Origin of the sequence: Candidatus Poriferisodalis sp., assembly GCF_965208895.1 — a bacterium.
Lineage (GTDB): Bacteria > Actinomycetota > Acidimicrobiia > Acidimicrobiales > Poriferisodalaceae > Poriferisodalis.
Window position 1 is genome coordinate 2,443,287 of the sequence record NZ_OZ242363.1, and the last position, 15,516, is coordinate 2,458,802.

The following is a 15,516-nucleotide window of genomic DNA, read 5'->3' on the forward strand; positions in this document are numbered from 1 at the left end:
CGAAACCTCTGGGTCCAGAGGCATACGATCGGCGGGTCGATGTCACACCTGCCGCATACGTTGGTGTCATGCGGCGATCACCGATGCGGGCTTCGAAACCACTCAGCGTGAGCTTGCTCCTCGCGGGGCTCTTGTGCGGCCACCGACGTTTTCCAGCGCGTCAGGGTGCCAGCGGCGGTCTCAAGACCATCACGGCGCAACGACGTCGGGACGTCTATTGTCACGACAATGAGCAAAACTCCAACCGGGAACGTCACTCGACGTCGGCCGGGCGAAGTTCGCGACGCCATCGAGGAAGTGCTGACACTCGCCGCTGGTCCCTTGCACGTGAGCGACATCCATGAACGAGTTGAAGCTCGACTTGGAGGCGCCGTCGCAGCCTCGTCAATCCGCAGCTACCTGCGGCTCAATGCACACTCCGACGGTCGGCTTGCCAAGGTGCGCCACGGTGTCTACACCCTCCGCTGAGCCCTTCGCCGTCGTCGGCAACGCGATGCTGTACCACGCAGATTGCCTGGAGTGGCTTGCCGAGCAGGAGCACAAGTCGATCCACGGTGTCGTCACCGACCCTCCCTACGGTCTCGTGGAATACTCCCCGGCGCAACAAGCCAAACTGCGCAACGGTCGCGGCGGCGTGTGGCGGCTTCCGCCGAGCTTCGACGGCCATCAGCGCTCGCCATTGCCGCGCTTCACCACGCTGACCGCCGCCGACCTCGATCAGCTGGGTTGCTTCTTCCGCCGCTGGGCCGACGCTGTCTTGCCCGCGCTCGTGCCCGGCGCCCACGTCGTCGTCGCGTCAAATCCGCTGGTGTCGCACCTCGTAGCAGGCGCCATTTGCAAAGCCGGCTTCGAGCGCCGCGGCGAAATCGTCCGACTCGTGATGACCATGCGAGGCGGCGACCGGCCCAAGAACGCGCATGATGAGTTTCCCGATGTCACGGTCATGCCACGCTCGGGCTGGGAACCCTGGCTGCTCTTCCGAAAGCCGCTCGAGGGTCGGGTCCAGGACAACCTTCGCATGTGGGGTACTGGCGGTTTGCGGAGGCGCTCGCCTGAGCGCCCGTTCGCTGATGTGATCCAGTCGGCGCCGACGAGGCCGCCGGAAAAGCGACTTGCTCCGCATCCGAGCTTGAAGCCTCAGGCATTCCTCCGAGAAGTGGTGCGAGCAGTGCTGCCGCTCGGCAAAGGGACAGTGCTCGACCCGTTTGCCGGTTCAGGTTCGACACTGGCAGCGGCTGAAGCAGTCGGCTACCGCAGCATTGGAGTGGAACGCGATCTCGACTACGCCGACATGGCCGTGGGTGCGATCAAGCGCCTACGCGACTATCAGCTGCCGGCTTCGGATCCAGCGTCCATCTCGGGTTCCGTATCCAGATAGACCCAGCTCTCACGGAGTTTGGCAATCCCAGCACGATGCAGCGTGGCCGTCCGCGTTCCGAGTTCGCCCCGCTCGTCGCGCCGGAAATCGTCCCTGCTGACATGAGCCAGATACACCTCGGTAAAGCGCAGCGGCCGTCGAGCCGCCGCTGGCTGGGTCTCCCGGTCGACGCCGTATACGAAGACGCAGAACCACTGGTCTCGTGCGCCGTGAGTGTCCACCGCACCCCCGCGCTTGGTTGTGGCCTTCACTTCAACACCGGCCTCACCGGCCTTGACTGCGTCTTCGGGATACGTGCCGGCCACCACCAAGTCAGGGTGACCGTTGTGGTAGGCGTTGGTGACGAGCGTTCGCGAATGCGAGGCGAGGTACGCCGTCAGCATGTCGGAGACCACGCCAGACAAGATCGCGCCCCGCACGGTGTCCTCGAGACGACCGAGACCCTTGCCTTCGAGGTGCTGGTTGACGTCGTAGAAGAAGTCGTAGACGTCCTGCATCGCCGACTCGAAGTCAAGCAGCCGCAACTCATACGGCAGCGTGTGCTCTGCGTTGAAGCGCTCCCGACGGACTTGGCGGCGCACAACGCTCACGGTTGCGCAGGCTAGGGCGTGTGGCAGCGAGCGTTCCGAGGCGGCCGGCTGTGCGACCGGCTCGCGATTGCATTACGGCTGCGTTCTAGAGTTGGCGCGGCACCCTGCCATCGCACTTGCTGCAGTGGGGGCTGCACGCCAGCGGCCCGCAACGATCCACGGCACCGACCCACCACACTGAGGGGACGACATGAAGGTTCCGTTTACTGTTTCCGACTTCCTGTACCGGGCTGAGAACGTCTATCCGGACCGGGTGGCGCTGGCCGACGAGCCCGAGGCACCCGGCGGCGGGCTTGGCGAGATCACCTACGCCCGGTTCGGCGAACTGGTGCGAGCCCAAGCCGCCAAGCTGGACCAGCTCGGCATCGGCCACGGCGAGCGGGTCGCGATGGTGTCCCAGAACGCCGGCCGGTTGATGACGTCGTTCTATGGCGTGTCGGGCTACGGCCGCATCTTCGTGCCGATCAACTTCCGCCTCAGCCACGACGAGATCAGCTACATCATCGATCACTGCGGCGCCACGATGCTGCTGGTGGACCCCTCCATGGAGGACACCTGCAAGGACATCGACGTCGAGCACTTCGTGGTGATGGGCACCGACGCCGACGACCAGATGTACGCGCAGGGCGTCGAGCCCGCCCCGTGGACGCCCGACGAGGACGTCACCGCCACCATCAACTACACCTCCGGCACCACCGCCCGCCCCAAGGGCGTGCAGCAGACCCACCGGGCGCTGTGGGTGAACGCCACCACCTTCGGCTGGCACTCGGGCGTCAGCGACCGCGACGTGTACCTGCACACGCTGCCGATGTTCCACTGCAACGGCTGGGGCGTGCCCTACGCCGTGACCGGCATGGGAGGCAAGCACGTGGTGCAGCGCGAGGTGCGCGGCCCCGAGATCCTGCGGCGCATCGACCAGCACGGCGTGACGCTGATGTGCGGCGCGCCGGCCGTGGTGGCAGCAGTGCTGGATGCTGCGGCCGAGTGGGAGGGTCCCATTCCCGGCAGCGGACGGGTGCGGATGGTGGTGGCGGGCGCCCCGCCCCCGACGCGCACCATCGCCCGGATGGAGACCGAGCTGGGCTGGGAGTTCATCCAGATCTACGGGCTCACCGAGACGGCGCCGCTGCTGACCATGAACCGCTGCCGGCCCGAATGGGACGACTTCGAGCCCGACGAGAAGGCCCGCAAGCTGAGCCGGGCCGGCGCTCCCGCGATCGGCGTCAAGATCGACGTCGACAGCCAGGGCGAGATCCTGGCGCGGGCCAACGTGGTGCTCGAGGGTTACTGGGAGCAGCCCGAGGCCACCGCCGAGGCCATCACCGACGGCTGGTTCCATACCGGCGACGGCGGCACGATGGACGATGAGCACCACGTCACCATTTCCGACCGCAAGAAGGACGTGATCATCTCCGGTGGCGAGAACGTGTCGTCTATCGAGGTGGAAGACGTGCTGTTCAGCCATCCGGCAGTCACCGAGGTTGCGGTGATCGGCGTGCCCGACGAGAAGTGGGGCGAGACCATCAAGGCTCTTGTGGTCATCGACGGCGAGGCAACCGAGCGTGAGTTGATCGACTTCTGCCGCGAGCGGATGGCGCACTTCAAGTGCCCCACCAGCGTCGACTTCCGCGAGGAGCTCGCCCGCACCGCCACCGGCAAGCTCCAGAAGTTCAAGCTGCGTGCGCCGTACTGGGAAGGCATGGAGAAGCAGATCAACTAGCGCGCGACCGCTGCGGAGGCGGCAGGACCCTCTGCTCCCGCGATCCGGCAGGTCGCAACGTCGCAGAGTCTCCTGCCGCCTCCGCAGCTATCGATTCTGTGCGGCGCCGCCGCGGCTAGAGGGGCTCTACGCCGCCTTCTGCTCGGCGGCGCTCTACGAAGTCGGTGAGCTCGGCGCGGATGGCGTCGTCCATCGGCGGCTCCTCGTAGTCGGCCAAGAGCTGCTTCCAGATGCCGTTCGCCCGCTGGGTGGCGTCGAGCGCCCCGTCCTCGTGCCACGTCTCGAAGTTGCGCCAGTCCGACAGCATCGGCTCGTAGAACGCCGTGTTGTAGCGCTCCAGCGTGTGGGCGGCGCCGAAGAAGTGGTTGGCAGGCCCGACTTCCGCAATGGCGTCGACCGCCAGCGACGCGTCGTCGATCACCGTTGGCTGCAGCATCGCCCGGATCATCTGGATCATCTCAGCGTCGATGATCACCTTCTCATACGAGGCGCACAGCCCGCCCTCGATCCAACCCAGACCGTGCAGCACGTAGTTGATGCCGCCGACCACGCACGCCCACAGCGACATCTGCGACTCGTAGGCGGCCTGGACGTCGGGGGCGTTGGAGGCGTTCGCGTTCGAGGCCCGCAGCGGCAGGCCGTAGCGGCGGGCGAGCTGGCCGCTGATGATGGTGGCCTTCGCGTACTCGGGCGTGCCGAACGCCGGTGCGCCCGATCGCATGTCGACGTTGGACGTGAAGCTGCCGTACACGACGGGGACGCCGGGGTTCACCAGCTGCGACAGCGTGATGCCCGCGAGCGCTTCAGCGTTCTGCTGGGTGAGGGCACCAGCGATGGTGACGGGCGCCATCGCCCCCGCGAGGGTGAATGGCGTGTACACGACCGGCTGGCCGTGGCGGGCGAGTTCGATGGCACCCTCCAGCATCGGCTTGTCGTACACGAGCGGCGAGTTCGCGTTCACCACCGTGTGGATGGACGGTTCGCGCAGGAGTGTGTCGTGGTCGATGCCGCGGGCGATGCGGGCGATCTCGATGGCGTCGCTGACGCGTGCGCGTCCCAGCGAGTAGCAGAACCCGGGCTTGGTCGACAGCGTGTACATGGCCGACACGGCGTCCAGATGGCGTGTGCGCACTTCGAGATCGATCGGCTCGACGGAGTGGCCGGTGCAGGTGTCGGCTGCGTCGAGCGATTGCTGCAGGCGCAGCATGTTGGCGAAGTCGGCGTAGTTGCCGGTGACCCGGCCGCGGTCGAGGTCGGACACGTTCGGCGGGCTGCCGACCATGCCGAACACCACCCAGTCATCGCCGAAGACGACGCTGTTGACCGGGTCTCGCGCATGCAGCGTGAATTGCGACGGTGCGAGCGCGACCTGCTCGGTGACCATCTCGGGAGGGAACTTCACGCGCACGCCGTCTTCGGAGCTTGCACCCGCCGCGCACAGGATCTGTACCGCTTCGGGCAGCAGGAAGTTCATGCCGATCTCGCACAGCACCCGCAGCGATGCCTCGTGGATGCGTTCGACTTCGTCGGCGCTGATGAGCTCGAGTGGCGGAAAGGTGTTGCGTGCTTGGGACAGCGGCGCCGGCGCAGCGGTGGCCGCGGCCTGGCGCCTACGACCTCGACGCGCCATCGTCGCGCTGTGACTGCAAGTCCACGCCGCTCAGACTTGGGCTCACTGGGCTGCTCACCGTCTCGAACCGTACGGTCCTGTTTGGATCACGTCAATATGAACAGCGTGCCGGTCGCGCAATAACTGAATGAATGGCTGAACGGATGGCGGAACGTCAGGAGCGCAGTCCGGCGAGGATGGCTGCTCGCTCGTCCTGGGTCGGCGGCCGACCCACGTAGATCTCGAAGTAATACGTGCAGGACTCGATTCGTACATCCATCGGCATGTCCACCTCGAGCTCGTACCAGCCCATCTGCAGGTAGTACATGGTCCGGGCGCGGTGCAAGGCCATCGTCGGATCGGGAACCTCCGGGGCAAGCATCGCGACGAACGCCTCGACTCGCCGCTCGTCGGCCTCCCACAGGCGCTCCCACAGCTCGGCATTGCTGCGTCCCCAGTGCCGCACCGCCACCTCGAGGTGGGGATCGAATCGCTCCATGGAAAGCCAGCAGCGCATCAGCGCGATGTAGCGCTCGATGATCCCGCCCTCGCCTGTCGCCGCTGCGATGATTGTCCCCGAATTGGTCTCTTCCCAGACCTCCAGCAACCGCGCGAGCAGGGCCTCGTGGTTCTCGAAATGCCAGTAGAAGCTGCCCCGGGTGACGCCGAGCTTCTTGGCAAGCGGCAGCACCTTCACGGCGGCAATGCCGTCGGTGACGAGCGTGTCCAGCGCTGCCGCGAGCCAGTCATCGGCACTCAGGCGCACGCGTTCAGCCATGGAGCCTACCTTAGTCAGCGACTTGCGACTCGATAGTTACGTCTCGTTCGGAAAGATGAAGCTCAGACTCGATGAAGCTCAGACTCTTGGAGTCATCGCTCCCACAATGGGTCTACGCTGTGGCTGTGCGTGTCGAGGAACTCGCAGCGATCCACGCCGTGAGCGTCGACACCGTCCGCTACTACCAGAAGCTCGGTCTCCTGCACCCGCCCAGCCGGCAAGGGAGGGTGGCGCACTACGACGAGAGCCATGAGCGACGGCTCGGCGAGATCCGCCGCCTGTCTGGCGCGGGCTTCTCCCTCGCGCAGATTCGCCAGCTCGGCGAGGGCCACGACGACCCGATGCTGGTCGCCCTGGGCGGTCGCCGCGGTGACACCCTGACCTTCGGCGAACTTGTGCGCCGATCCGGGCTCGACCCAGAGCTCGTGCGCCTGGCAACCGACACCGGCCTGGTTCGGCCGGTACGCGCGACCCCAAGCAGTGAAGAAGGAGATCCGTCGGCCCCGGACGCCAGCGGGGCCGACGATGAAGCGCTCTACAGCACGGGCGCACTGACGATGCTGCGCTCGGCTGCAGAGTTGCTTGCGGCGCAGATGCCGCTCGATGACCTCATCGGCCTCGCCCTGCGACACGCATCGAACATGGAAGCTGTCGCCGCCGACGCGGTCGGGCTCTTCGCAAACCGCTTCGCAGATGTCCCCACAGCGCAACGCGCCGGGCTGGCAGCCCGCCTAATCCCGCTGGTCACCGACCTGGTGGCGCAGCACTTCCGCGAATCGCTCGTCGAACATGCCACCGAACGCATCCTGGCCAGCAGCGACGATGACCCGGCTCGGCGTGCGGCGGTGACGGCGGTCCCGGCATCGAGCGCGCCGGACCCGTCAGCGCAATTGCGCGCCCGGCGCGCCCTGACGCTGAAATGCCGTGAGCTGTCCGATGAGCTGGACCCGCTGGCGGTGTTCGCGGCTTCCGACGCGCACCAACGGTTGTACTGGGCTTGTCCCGACGACGACCTGGAGTTCTGCGCGCTCGGCAGCGCCTTCGACGCCACTGCCCCCGCTGGCACCGACCGCTTCAGCTCGGCCGCCGAGGCAATGGGCTACCTCGATGTCACGGTTGCCGGCGACGTCGGCCACCCGACTGGGCCACTGCTCGTCGGCGGGTTCTCGTTCAGTGCGGAACCGCCCGAGACGGGCTCAGCGTGGGAGGCATACGGCACGGGTCAGCTGTCGCTGCCCGAAGTGCTCTTGGTGCGCAGCGACGGCGGGGCCTGGCTGACATCAGTGCCGGGCGCGAATCTGAGTTCGATCATGGCGGCGGCTCGTTCTGGATTCGGGGGGGCGTGCGCGACCTGCGGGGTGGCAGAGGGCAACGGTGGCTGCGGCTTGGAGGCTGAGCCGAATGGCGAAGCCGTGGCCCCAATGGCGTGCGTTGGCGCGGACCCTGAACTGCAGGAGTTTCCCGAGAGCGATCCGAACGCAACGGCACTTGCGCTGCTCGGCGCCGGTTACCAGGCCGACGACAGCTACCAAGCGCTCGTGCAGCGCGCCCTCGACAGGATCGCCGAAGGCGGACTCGACAAGGTCGTGACGGCCCGCGAGCTGCGCATCGCCTCGCAGATCGAACCCATCGCCGTACTCAACCGGCTGCGGAAGCGGTACCCGTCGTGCGTGACGTTTGCCGTCGGTCGCGGGTCGCAGACGTTCTTCGGCGCGACGCCTGAACGGCTGGTGCGCTTCGACGGCACACGGCTGGGAACCGACGCGCTGGCCGGCTCCCGGCCCCGCCACGATGATCCCGCACGCAACCGGGAACGCGCAGCCGAACTGCAACGCGACCCGAAGGAGCTGACCGAGCACGCGATGGTGGTCACCGATGTGCGCGACACGCTGCGCGGGCGCGGCGTGTCGCTGGCGCCTCCCGCACCCACCGGGGTCATGGAATTGCGGCGCATCATGCACCTGCACACGCCGATCACCGGGCGTGTCACGGCAAGCTCGACCGTGCTGGAACTCGCTGGCGCGCTGCACCCGACGGCGGCGGTCGCCGGGTTGCCACGGCGCGTCGCCCGCGACTGGATCGAGCGGCACGAAGGCTTCGACCGCGGCTGGTACGCGGCACCGATCGGCTGGACGACGCTGGATGGGCACGGCGAGTTCCGTGTGGCATTGCGCTGCGCGCTGACGGGTCCGACCGAGACCAGGTTGTTCGCGGGCGGCGGCATCGTGGCGGGCGCACATCCTCCCTCGGAGCTGGCCGAGACCGCCACCAAGTTCGAAGCCCTCCTGCACGCGCTCGCAGACGAGTGAGCCGCAGCATGCACATTGCCGACAACGATGCCGCCTACCTGGCCTGCCGCTCGCTGTGCGAGGGGCTGGTTGGGGCCGGCATCAGCGATGCAGTGGTGTCGCCCGGTTCTCGGTCGATGCCGCTGGCGCTCACCGTGGACGCCACCGCCGGCTTGCGCACCTGGGTGCGGATCGACGAACGATCCGCCGGCTACTTCGCGCTCGGGCTGGCGAAGGGTTCGGGGCGGCCGGTGGTGCTGGTGTGCACGTCGGGCACTGCAGCGGCCAACTACCTGCCGGCGGTGGTCGAGGCGCACTATTCCGGCGTGCCGCTGGTGGTGCTGACTGCTGACCGGCCGCCTGAGTTGCGGGGCTGGGGCGCTGGGCAGACCATCGATCAGCACTCGCTGTACGGCAGTCATGTGCGCTGGTTCTGTGAGACGCCGGTGGCTTCGGAGCTGCCGGTCGCTGACGCGGTGCGGTGGTTCGGTGTTGCGGCTGCTCGGGCTGTGACGCTGGCGTTGGGAATGAATCCTGGGCCGGTGCATCTGAATGTGCCGTTTCGTGAGCCTCTGGAGCCGGTCGGGTCGATTGACGGTGTTGCTTCGCCCGGGGTTTCGGGAGGGGAGGGGCAGTGCTCTGCTCCCGCGATCCAGCAGGTCGCAACGTCGCAGATCCCTGCCCCTCCCCTCCCCATTCGTACGTTTGTCCCTGGGACTGGTTTCGGTGTGTCTGCGGGGGACGCTGTGGAGCTTGTGGCGTTTGCTCGTGGGCGTGCTCGTGGGGTGGTGGTGGCTGGGCCTTGGTGGGACGGGGATCGGTGGGCGGAGGCGGTGGCGGCGTTCTGCAGAGCGTCGGGGTGGCCGCTGTTGGCTGAGCCGTGTTCGCAGTTGCGGCGGGAGCTGGATGGGGTGGTGGTGACCGATCATCACGATTTGCTGCTGCGTACGGCTTGGGCCGATGCTGAGCCCCCTGAGGCCGTGCTGCGTGTTGGTGGGGCTCCTACTTGCAAGCCTTTGCGGCTTTGGATCGAACGCCATCGGCCTGCCTTTGCGCTGGTGGATCCGGCGGGTGGCTGGACTGATGCCAGCTTCAGTGTTTCGCTGCACCTGCGAGCGGGGCCTGCCGCCTTGGCTGACGCCGCAGCGCAGCTGAGCCCTGCGGGCAGCGCGTGGGGGCAGCGCTGGGCGTCTGGCGATGCGCGGGCTGCTGCTGCCATTGATGGTTTGTTGGATGGTGAGCCGTTGGCGGAAGCGGGTGTTGCTCGGCAACTTGGGCGCAGCCTTCCGGAGGGTTGCGCGCTGTTTGTGTCGAACTCGATGCCTGTGCGCGATGTCGATTCGTACTTGCGAGCCCGCGCTGAGCCTTTGGCGGTGCATGCCAACCGGGGTGCTAGCGGCATTGATGGCGTGATCTCTGCAGCGACTGGCGTAGCAGCGTCGGGCGCGCCCACGACCGTGCTGATCGGCGATCTGGCGTTCCGTCACGATCTGGGCGGGCTGGTCGGGGCATTCGACTCAGGGACCGGCGGGCTCGACCTCACCGTGGTGGTCGTCGACAACGGCGGCGGCACCATCTTCTCGTTCCTGCCGGCGCACGGCGTCGTGGATTCCGGTGCATTCGATCGGGTGCTCACCACGCCGCCGAAACACAGCAGTGCCGAAATGGCCCGCGGGCTCGCGGAGGCCATGGGTTTCGAACACCACCACGTCACCAGTTGCGACCAGCTCGGATCACTGCTGGCATCCCACGAACCGGGGCGCGGCCTTCGCGTCGTCACGATCGACATCGACGCCGACGCCAACCGGGACCAGCACCGTCGCCTGGCCGACGCGGTCGAACGGGCAATTGCCGATGGCGAGGCAGGTGAACGGTGATGTCGACGCCACCGTCGATGCGCTGCGGTGCATTCACCGGGATCGCAGATGGCAGCCCGGCGCCCGGCGCCCGGCGCGTCGCGGTGAACCCGAACCCCGTCGCACCCCTCGCAGTCACGACATGCGGTCGTGGCGAGCCGGTCATCATCATCCACGGGTTCACCGGCAGTACTGCCGCGATGGCGCCGCTGGTCGATCGCCTCAATGGCTACCGGTGCATCACCGTCGACCTAGTTGGCCACGGCCACAGCCCCTCGCCGGCTGACCTTGCGCCCTACAGCGTCGAGGCCATGGCGGCGACGGTTGCTGGTCTCGCGGCCGACTCGGCTGACGGGCCCTGCCACATCGTCGGCTATTCGATGGGCGGCCGGGTGGCACTGGCGCTGGCCGAGGCACACCCGCAGGTGTGTCGATCGCTCTCGCTCATCAGCTCGACTGCCGGCATCGCTGACGCCGCTGAGCGCGCGCAGCGCCGTGCAGCCGACGATGCGCTTGCCGAGCGGATCGGCGAAGAGGGCTTGGCGCGCTTCGTGGAGGACTGGGTGGCACTGCCGATGTGGGACACATTGCGGTCTCGGCTCAGCGCTGCCGAGTGGCAGGCCTCCATCCGCCAGCGCACGCAATGCAATCCGGTCGGCTTGGCGAACTCGCTGCGTGCGGCGGGAACGGGATCGATGACGCCCCTGTGGGATCGACTGGACGGCATAGCGGTGCCGACGCTGGTGCTGTGCGGCGAACTCGACGCCAAATTCGTCGCGATTGGCCGCGCGATGGCTGATCTGCTGCCCCACAGCGAATTCGCCGTCGTGGCCGATGCGGGTCACGCCGCCCATCTCGAAGACCCTGACGCCTGCGCAGCAGCTATCCGCCGACACCTCACCGCTCACTGAGTGTGGGCGTCTACCCCTCAGCGGGAAGCTCGAACGCGCCGGGCAGCAGCGCACCGACGGTGTCGACCTCGTTCACGATGCAGTCCGGACCGCCGGCCTCCACCAGCAGCTGCCGGCAGCGGCCACAGGGGGTGATCGGATTGCCGTCGGGACCGGTCACCGCCACCGCCACGAGACGCCCGCCGCCGCTGCGGTGCAAGTCGCTCACCATGCCGCACTCCGCGCACAGCGTCAGGCCGTAGGACGCGTTCTCGACGTTGCAACCAGACACCACGCGGCCGTCGTCGGTGAAGCCAGCAGCTCCTACGAAGTAGTCCGAGTACGGCGCGTAGGCCATGCGCGCCCTTTGACGGGCCACGGTGCGCAGTTCAGCCCAATCGATGTCCTTGTTGCTTGGCATCTGGGCTTGCCTCTCGCCTTGGGTGGTCGCTGAGAGTACGGGCTCTGCGCACGCCCCTCGTTCTCTTGGAGCTTCGCCGCAATAGCGTCTAGCCGGTGCAGGCGACCTTGCGGGAATTCGAGCTGGAGTTGGCTCAGCCGTTGCTGACTGCTCATGGGGCCATTGCTGTGCGGCGTGGCATTGAGGTGCTCGTGGGGGATGACGCTTGCGTGGGTCGAGGTGAGGCAGCGCCACTGCCGGGATTCGGCGTGGAGACCTACGAAGAGGCGCTCGCATCTCTGGAGCGTTGGGCAGCCGATCCTGAGGGTGAACCGCCGCGTGAACCTTGCGCTGCTGCTGCGGTGGAATCGGCGCTGACGCAGCTTGACGCTGAGATCGAGGGGGTCACACTGGCGACGCTGCTCGCTGGGGAGGTGCCGACACAGCGGCGCATCGCGACGCATGCGCTGGTTTCCGATCTGGATCCTGAGGCGGCTGCTCAGCGGGCCGCACGGGCTGCCGCCGCAGGGCATCTGGCGGTGAAGTTGAAGGTTGCCGCGCGTGATCCGGGCGGCAGCGCTGCGGCGGCTACCGCAGCGAGCGAGGCGGCGCGCATTGCCGCGGTTCGCCTGGCCCTGCCCGCCGGCGTGGCGCTGCGGCTGGATGCCAACGGGGGTTGGGACCGATCCACCGCGGTGAAGGCGCTGCGCCCTGTCGGTCATCTCGACATCGAGTTCGTGGAGGAACCGACGCCGCAGCCTGCGGACTGGGCGCAGATCAGCCGGACCGTCGGACTGCCCATTGCTGCCGATGAACACCTGCGCGACCCTGACGCGCTTGACCGGCTCGTCGAGGTGGGCGCCATCTCCGTGGCGGTGCTGAAGCCTGCTGTGCTCGGTGGTCCGCATGCCACCTACGACCTTGCTCGGCGCGCTGCCATGCGTGGAGTGCGGCCAGTGGTTTCTACGTTTATCTGCGGGCCGGCCGGGTTACGGGTTGCTCGTGACACTGCTGTGGCTGTTGATCCGCGCGGGGTGCATGGGATCGGCACTGCTTCGCTGTTTGCTGAAGCCTTGCCGGAGGATGTGACTCCTGCTGGGGGGTACCTGCCTGTGCCTAACTCTGCTTGAGTGCCTGAGGCCTGCGTTGCACGCCGCAGGGACGGCATTTGGCGTATCCCGATGCGCCGCCGCATCGATGCATCGCCTCACACGTCATCGCTCTGCAAGCTGACGATCTCTTCGACCCAGCGCAACTGTCGCAGCCCGAGCTCTTCGCCGGGGAACACCCGGGCCACGATCTCTGCGATGTCTTCGACAGAGTCGATGCCCCGATGTGTCAGCAAGCGCCGAAGATCGGACTCGTCGGTTCGACGTGCCGAGCGTGCCTTCATAGCGATCATGTGCTCGGCGGATGCGGCGACAACTGACAGGCTCGGCCGCTCAAATGCGATTGCGCCGCGTCGATCACGCTCTGGCGGCATGTACATCGTTGCCTGTTCGTTGATCCATGTCGACGGCCAGCCGCGCTCGCGGGCAATCTCGTGCGCTGCACGCATCACCTCGTCGTAGCCGGCCGAGATCGAGGCATCCACGTCGCGGGTGAGTCGAAGCTCGTCATAGAGCAACGCCATTGCCGCTCCACCGGCGACATAGATGCGGGCGGTCACGCCGCGGGCGTCGAGCCGCCGGGCGAGGTCGTCGAATGCACCGCGGATGTCGGATGCGCTGAGCGGCTCCACGCTTAGACAACCGTGAGTTCTTCGCGCGGGATCCAGATGCCGTGAGCTTCGAAAGTGATCGGTGTGGTCACGATCGTGCGAACCCGGTCGTAGTCGTGGCAGCCGCCTGCGTACCAGAACGCCCGCAGATGCCGCTCGCGCTGCAGCGTCCATGCGGGCGGCTCGATGCCGTCCTCGATGCAACGATGCTCCACGTAGGCAGCCAGGAATGCATCCCATCGCTCGTCGACGCTGTCCGGTGCCCGGCACACGAGCGCCCGACGCTGTTCGACCGGCGTGTCCTCCCACACCTGCCCGAAGTCGTGCAGCACCAGCCTGAGCCTCCACTCGTCGTCCTCGGTGCGCAGCGCGGGGACATAACGCCACAGGGCATTCGGCGGCTGGTCGTCTCGGTCTGTGCCAGCCGCATCGCCGCCAGCAGCAACGCCTGCGCCGCTGGGGCCAGCCATGACTGCCAGCGTAACGGCGCTGCAATTGACGCGAACCATTCCCGTCGCTGCACGACGGCCAATATATGACCGTCAAAACAGGCATATGCTTGGCAAATGTCTGGGGTTGAGCTGTTCAGCGAGCCGGAGCTGCGACGTCTGCTCGGAGGCGGCGAAGGACAGTTCGTGGAATTCAAATCGCTCTGGGACCGGGACGGCGGTCGGCGACGTGTCCTCGCCCGCTCCGCAGTGCGAAAATTCGTTACCGAGGCGCTTGCCGCGTTTGCCAACAGCGACGGCGGCATCCTGATCCTGGGAGTCGACGACGACGGCACACCGTCGGGCCATGGCTACCCCGACGATGCGATCGCCGACATCCTGGCCGTTCCCGCGAGGCGCATCGTTCCGGCGTTGCGGCCTCGCACGCAACGCGTTGTGCTCGATGGTACGGAACTGATCGTTGTCGCTGTCGATCCCAGTGCCGAGGCAGTCATGGTGGAGGGCAACGGGTTCCCATATCGCGTTGGCGACACCGTGGTACGAGAGTCCCAAGAAGCGATCAACGAACGCAAGACGGCCTACCGGCGTCACGGCTACGAGCAGCGCATCTGCCTTGACGCCTCACTCGATGACCTCGACATGGGGCTCGCCGAGCGGTTCTTCCGTCGCGTCGCCGAAGCCGGCAGGCCACCGACCGAAGTCTTGTTCCGGTACGGGCTGATCCACCCGGGCGGGCCAAGCGGCGTCCGCGTCACCAACGCCGCAGTGCTCATGTTTGCGCGCGACTCCGTCTGGCGCTGGCACCCGCGTGCAGATGCCCGCGTGTTCCGGGTGGACGGAACAGTGCGCTCGCATGGCGCGCAGCGCAACGTCACCCAGATCGCGCAACTCGACTTGCCGATCGCTGCGCTCATCGAGTCGCTTCGAGATGTGGTTCGTGGCCAAGTCCGACGTTCGGAGAGCCTGAGCGGGCTGCACTTCGAAGACACTCCGGAGTATCCCGAGGTCGCTTGGCAAGAAGCGCTGGTAAACGCCGTGGCGCACCGCGATTACGACGATTTCGGGCGCGGCATCGAGGTCTGGTTCTACAGCGACCGGATGGAGGTGCACAGCCCCGGCGGGCTTGTGCCTCCGGTGACGCTCGAAGCGCTGCGCAACGGAGTGCCCACACATGCGAGCCGCAATCCGGTGCTCGTGCGCGTCCTCGCAGCGGCAGGGATCATGCGTGATGAAGGCGAGGGCGTCCCCCGGATGTTCCGCGAGATGAGCGGCATGGGCCTGCTGCCGCCGGAGATCGACGCCGACGGGTCGAGCCATGTCGTGCGTCTCCGCAACACGCCTGCTGCATCCGCCAGCGACGTGCTGAGCGACGGCGAGGGCGTCGGCACTGCGGATGAGTCGATGTCGTCGAGCGCGGCGGACCTGCGTCGCGCCGACCGTGACCGCTCGACACGCGCTGCGCGACTGCGATCTCGCATGCTTCGGATGGACGAACTCCTCGACGCGGAGGGCCATGTCTCGAATGCGGACTACCGGGAACTGTTCAAGGTGGACCGCCGTGAAGCCCTCGCAGACTTGACGACCCTCGTCGACCTGGGTCACCTCGAGCTTCGAGGAGAACGGCGTGGTGCGCACTACGTCCGGCCCGCCGCAGGCACGTAGAGCACAAGAACGCGACGGCATCTGCAGGTCGCAGGGGAAGCGCCATCCAGACTGTGCCGACGCGGCGAGGCCCCGCCCGCCGTAACGGACAGGGCCTCACTCAGCCGAACAGGCCCGGGACGATCAAGACGACCCCCTGCGCGGGGTCAGTTGATGGTGATGTCGAAGATGCCGGA

General features: G+C 67.1%; 14 protein-coding genes. 8 read left to right on the plus strand and 6 right to left on the minus strand.

Features of this window, described 5'->3' with window-relative positions:
- The first annotated feature begins 228 nt into the window (after positions 1–228).
- A complete protein-coding gene (locus tag ACOGJB_RS11055; RefSeq protein ID WP_419837191.1) occupies positions 229–468 on the plus strand; it encodes a hypothetical protein in 240 nt (79 codons plus the stop codon).
- Entirely contained in the window at positions 449–1,378 is a 930-nt protein-coding gene (locus ACOGJB_RS11060) for a DNA-methyltransferase (RefSeq protein ID WP_419837192.1), read from the plus strand. Before ACOGJB_RS11055 ends, ACOGJB_RS11060 begins: the two co-directional genes overlap by 20 nt.
- On the opposite strand, the gene ACOGJB_RS11065 is transcribed toward ACOGJB_RS11060, so the two are convergent.
- Complete coding sequence (locus ACOGJB_RS11065; protein ID WP_419837193.1) at positions 1,327–1,968, minus strand: hypothetical protein; 642 nt, start codon at positions 1,966–1,968, stop codon at positions 1,327–1,329. The two genes, ACOGJB_RS11060 and ACOGJB_RS11065, sit on opposite strands and share 52 nt — an antisense overlap.
- A gap of 190 nt (positions 1,969–2,158) precedes the next feature.
- On the opposite strand from ACOGJB_RS11065, the gene ACOGJB_RS11070 reads away from it, so the two are divergent.
- Positions 2,159–3,688, plus strand: a complete 1,530-nt coding sequence (locus ACOGJB_RS11070; RefSeq protein ID WP_419837194.1) for an AMP-binding protein — start codon at positions 2,159–2,161, stop codon at positions 3,686–3,688.
- Positions 3,689–3,803: 115 nt separating this feature from the next.
- Here ACOGJB_RS11070 and ACOGJB_RS11075 read toward each other — a convergent pair whose 3' ends face one another.
- Entirely contained in the window at positions 3,804–5,318 is a 1,515-nt protein-coding gene (locus ACOGJB_RS11075; RefSeq protein ID WP_419837195.1) for a trimethylamine methyltransferase family protein, read from the minus strand.
- A gap of 154 nt (positions 5,319–5,472) precedes the next feature.
- Positions 5,473–6,075, minus strand: a complete 603-nt coding sequence (locus tag ACOGJB_RS11080) for a TetR/AcrR family transcriptional regulator (protein WP_419837196.1) — start codon at positions 6,073–6,075, stop codon at positions 5,473–5,475.
- 71 nt (positions 6,076–6,146) lie between these two features.
- Between ACOGJB_RS11080 and ACOGJB_RS11085 the strand changes: the two genes are divergently transcribed.
- From ACOGJB_RS11085 to menH, 3 genes are read left to right on the plus strand one after another with little or no spacing between them, the layout of a single operon-like run.
- Positions 6,147–8,384: an isochorismate synthase gene (locus tag ACOGJB_RS11085; RefSeq protein ID WP_419837197.1), complete on the plus strand. Its 2,238-nt coding sequence runs from the start codon at positions 6,147–6,149 to the stop codon at positions 8,382–8,384.
- A gap of 8 nt (positions 8,385–8,392) precedes the next feature.
- Entirely contained in the window at positions 8,393–10,240 is a 1,848-nt protein-coding gene (gene menD, locus ACOGJB_RS11090; RefSeq protein ID WP_419837198.1) for a 2-succinyl-5-enolpyruvyl-6-hydroxy-3-cyclohexene-1-carboxylic-acid synthase, read from the plus strand.
- The gene (menH, locus tag ACOGJB_RS11095) at positions 10,240–11,130 is read left to right on the plus strand and encodes a 2-succinyl-6-hydroxy-2,4-cyclohexadiene-1-carboxylate synthase (protein ID WP_419837199.1); all 891 of its coding nucleotides are present in this window, start codon (positions 10,240–10,242) and stop codon (positions 11,128–11,130) included. Before menD ends, menH begins: the two co-directional genes overlap by 1 nt.
- Positions 11,131–11,140: 10 nt before the next feature.
- Here the strand turns inward: menH and ACOGJB_RS11100 are convergent, their stop codons facing one another.
- Complete coding sequence (locus ACOGJB_RS11100; protein ID WP_419837200.1) at positions 11,141–11,530, minus strand: cytidine deaminase; 390 nt, start codon at positions 11,528–11,530, stop codon at positions 11,141–11,143.
- A gap of 95 nt (positions 11,531–11,625) precedes the next feature.
- Between ACOGJB_RS11100 and menC the strand changes: the two genes are divergently transcribed.
- On the plus strand, positions 11,626–12,639 hold the full coding sequence (gene menC, locus ACOGJB_RS11105) for an o-succinylbenzoate synthase (protein WP_419837201.1): 1,014 nt from the start codon (positions 11,626–11,628) through the stop codon (positions 12,637–12,639).
- A 77-nt stretch (positions 12,640–12,716) separates the two neighbouring features.
- Here the strand turns inward: menC and ACOGJB_RS11110 are convergent, their stop codons facing one another.
- Together ACOGJB_RS11110 and ACOGJB_RS11115 are read right to left on the minus strand one after the other, a co-directional pair.
- The gene (locus tag ACOGJB_RS11110) at positions 12,717–13,250 is read right to left on the minus strand and encodes a DUF6036 family nucleotidyltransferase (protein ID WP_419837202.1); all 534 of its coding nucleotides are present in this window, start codon (positions 13,248–13,250) and stop codon (positions 12,717–12,719) included.
- A 2-nt stretch (positions 13,251–13,252) separates the two neighbouring features.
- On the minus strand, positions 13,253–13,699 hold the full coding sequence (locus tag ACOGJB_RS11115; protein ID WP_419837203.1) for a hypothetical protein: 447 nt from the start codon (positions 13,697–13,699) through the stop codon (positions 13,253–13,255).
- A 96-nt stretch (positions 13,700–13,795) separates the two neighbouring features.
- Between ACOGJB_RS11115 and ACOGJB_RS11120 the strand changes: the two genes are divergently transcribed.
- The gene (locus tag ACOGJB_RS11120; RefSeq protein WP_419837204.1) at positions 13,796–15,340 is read left to right on the plus strand and encodes an ATP-binding protein; all 1,545 of its coding nucleotides are present in this window, start codon (positions 13,796–13,798) and stop codon (positions 15,338–15,340) included.
- Positions 15,341–15,516: the final 176 nt, after the last annotated feature.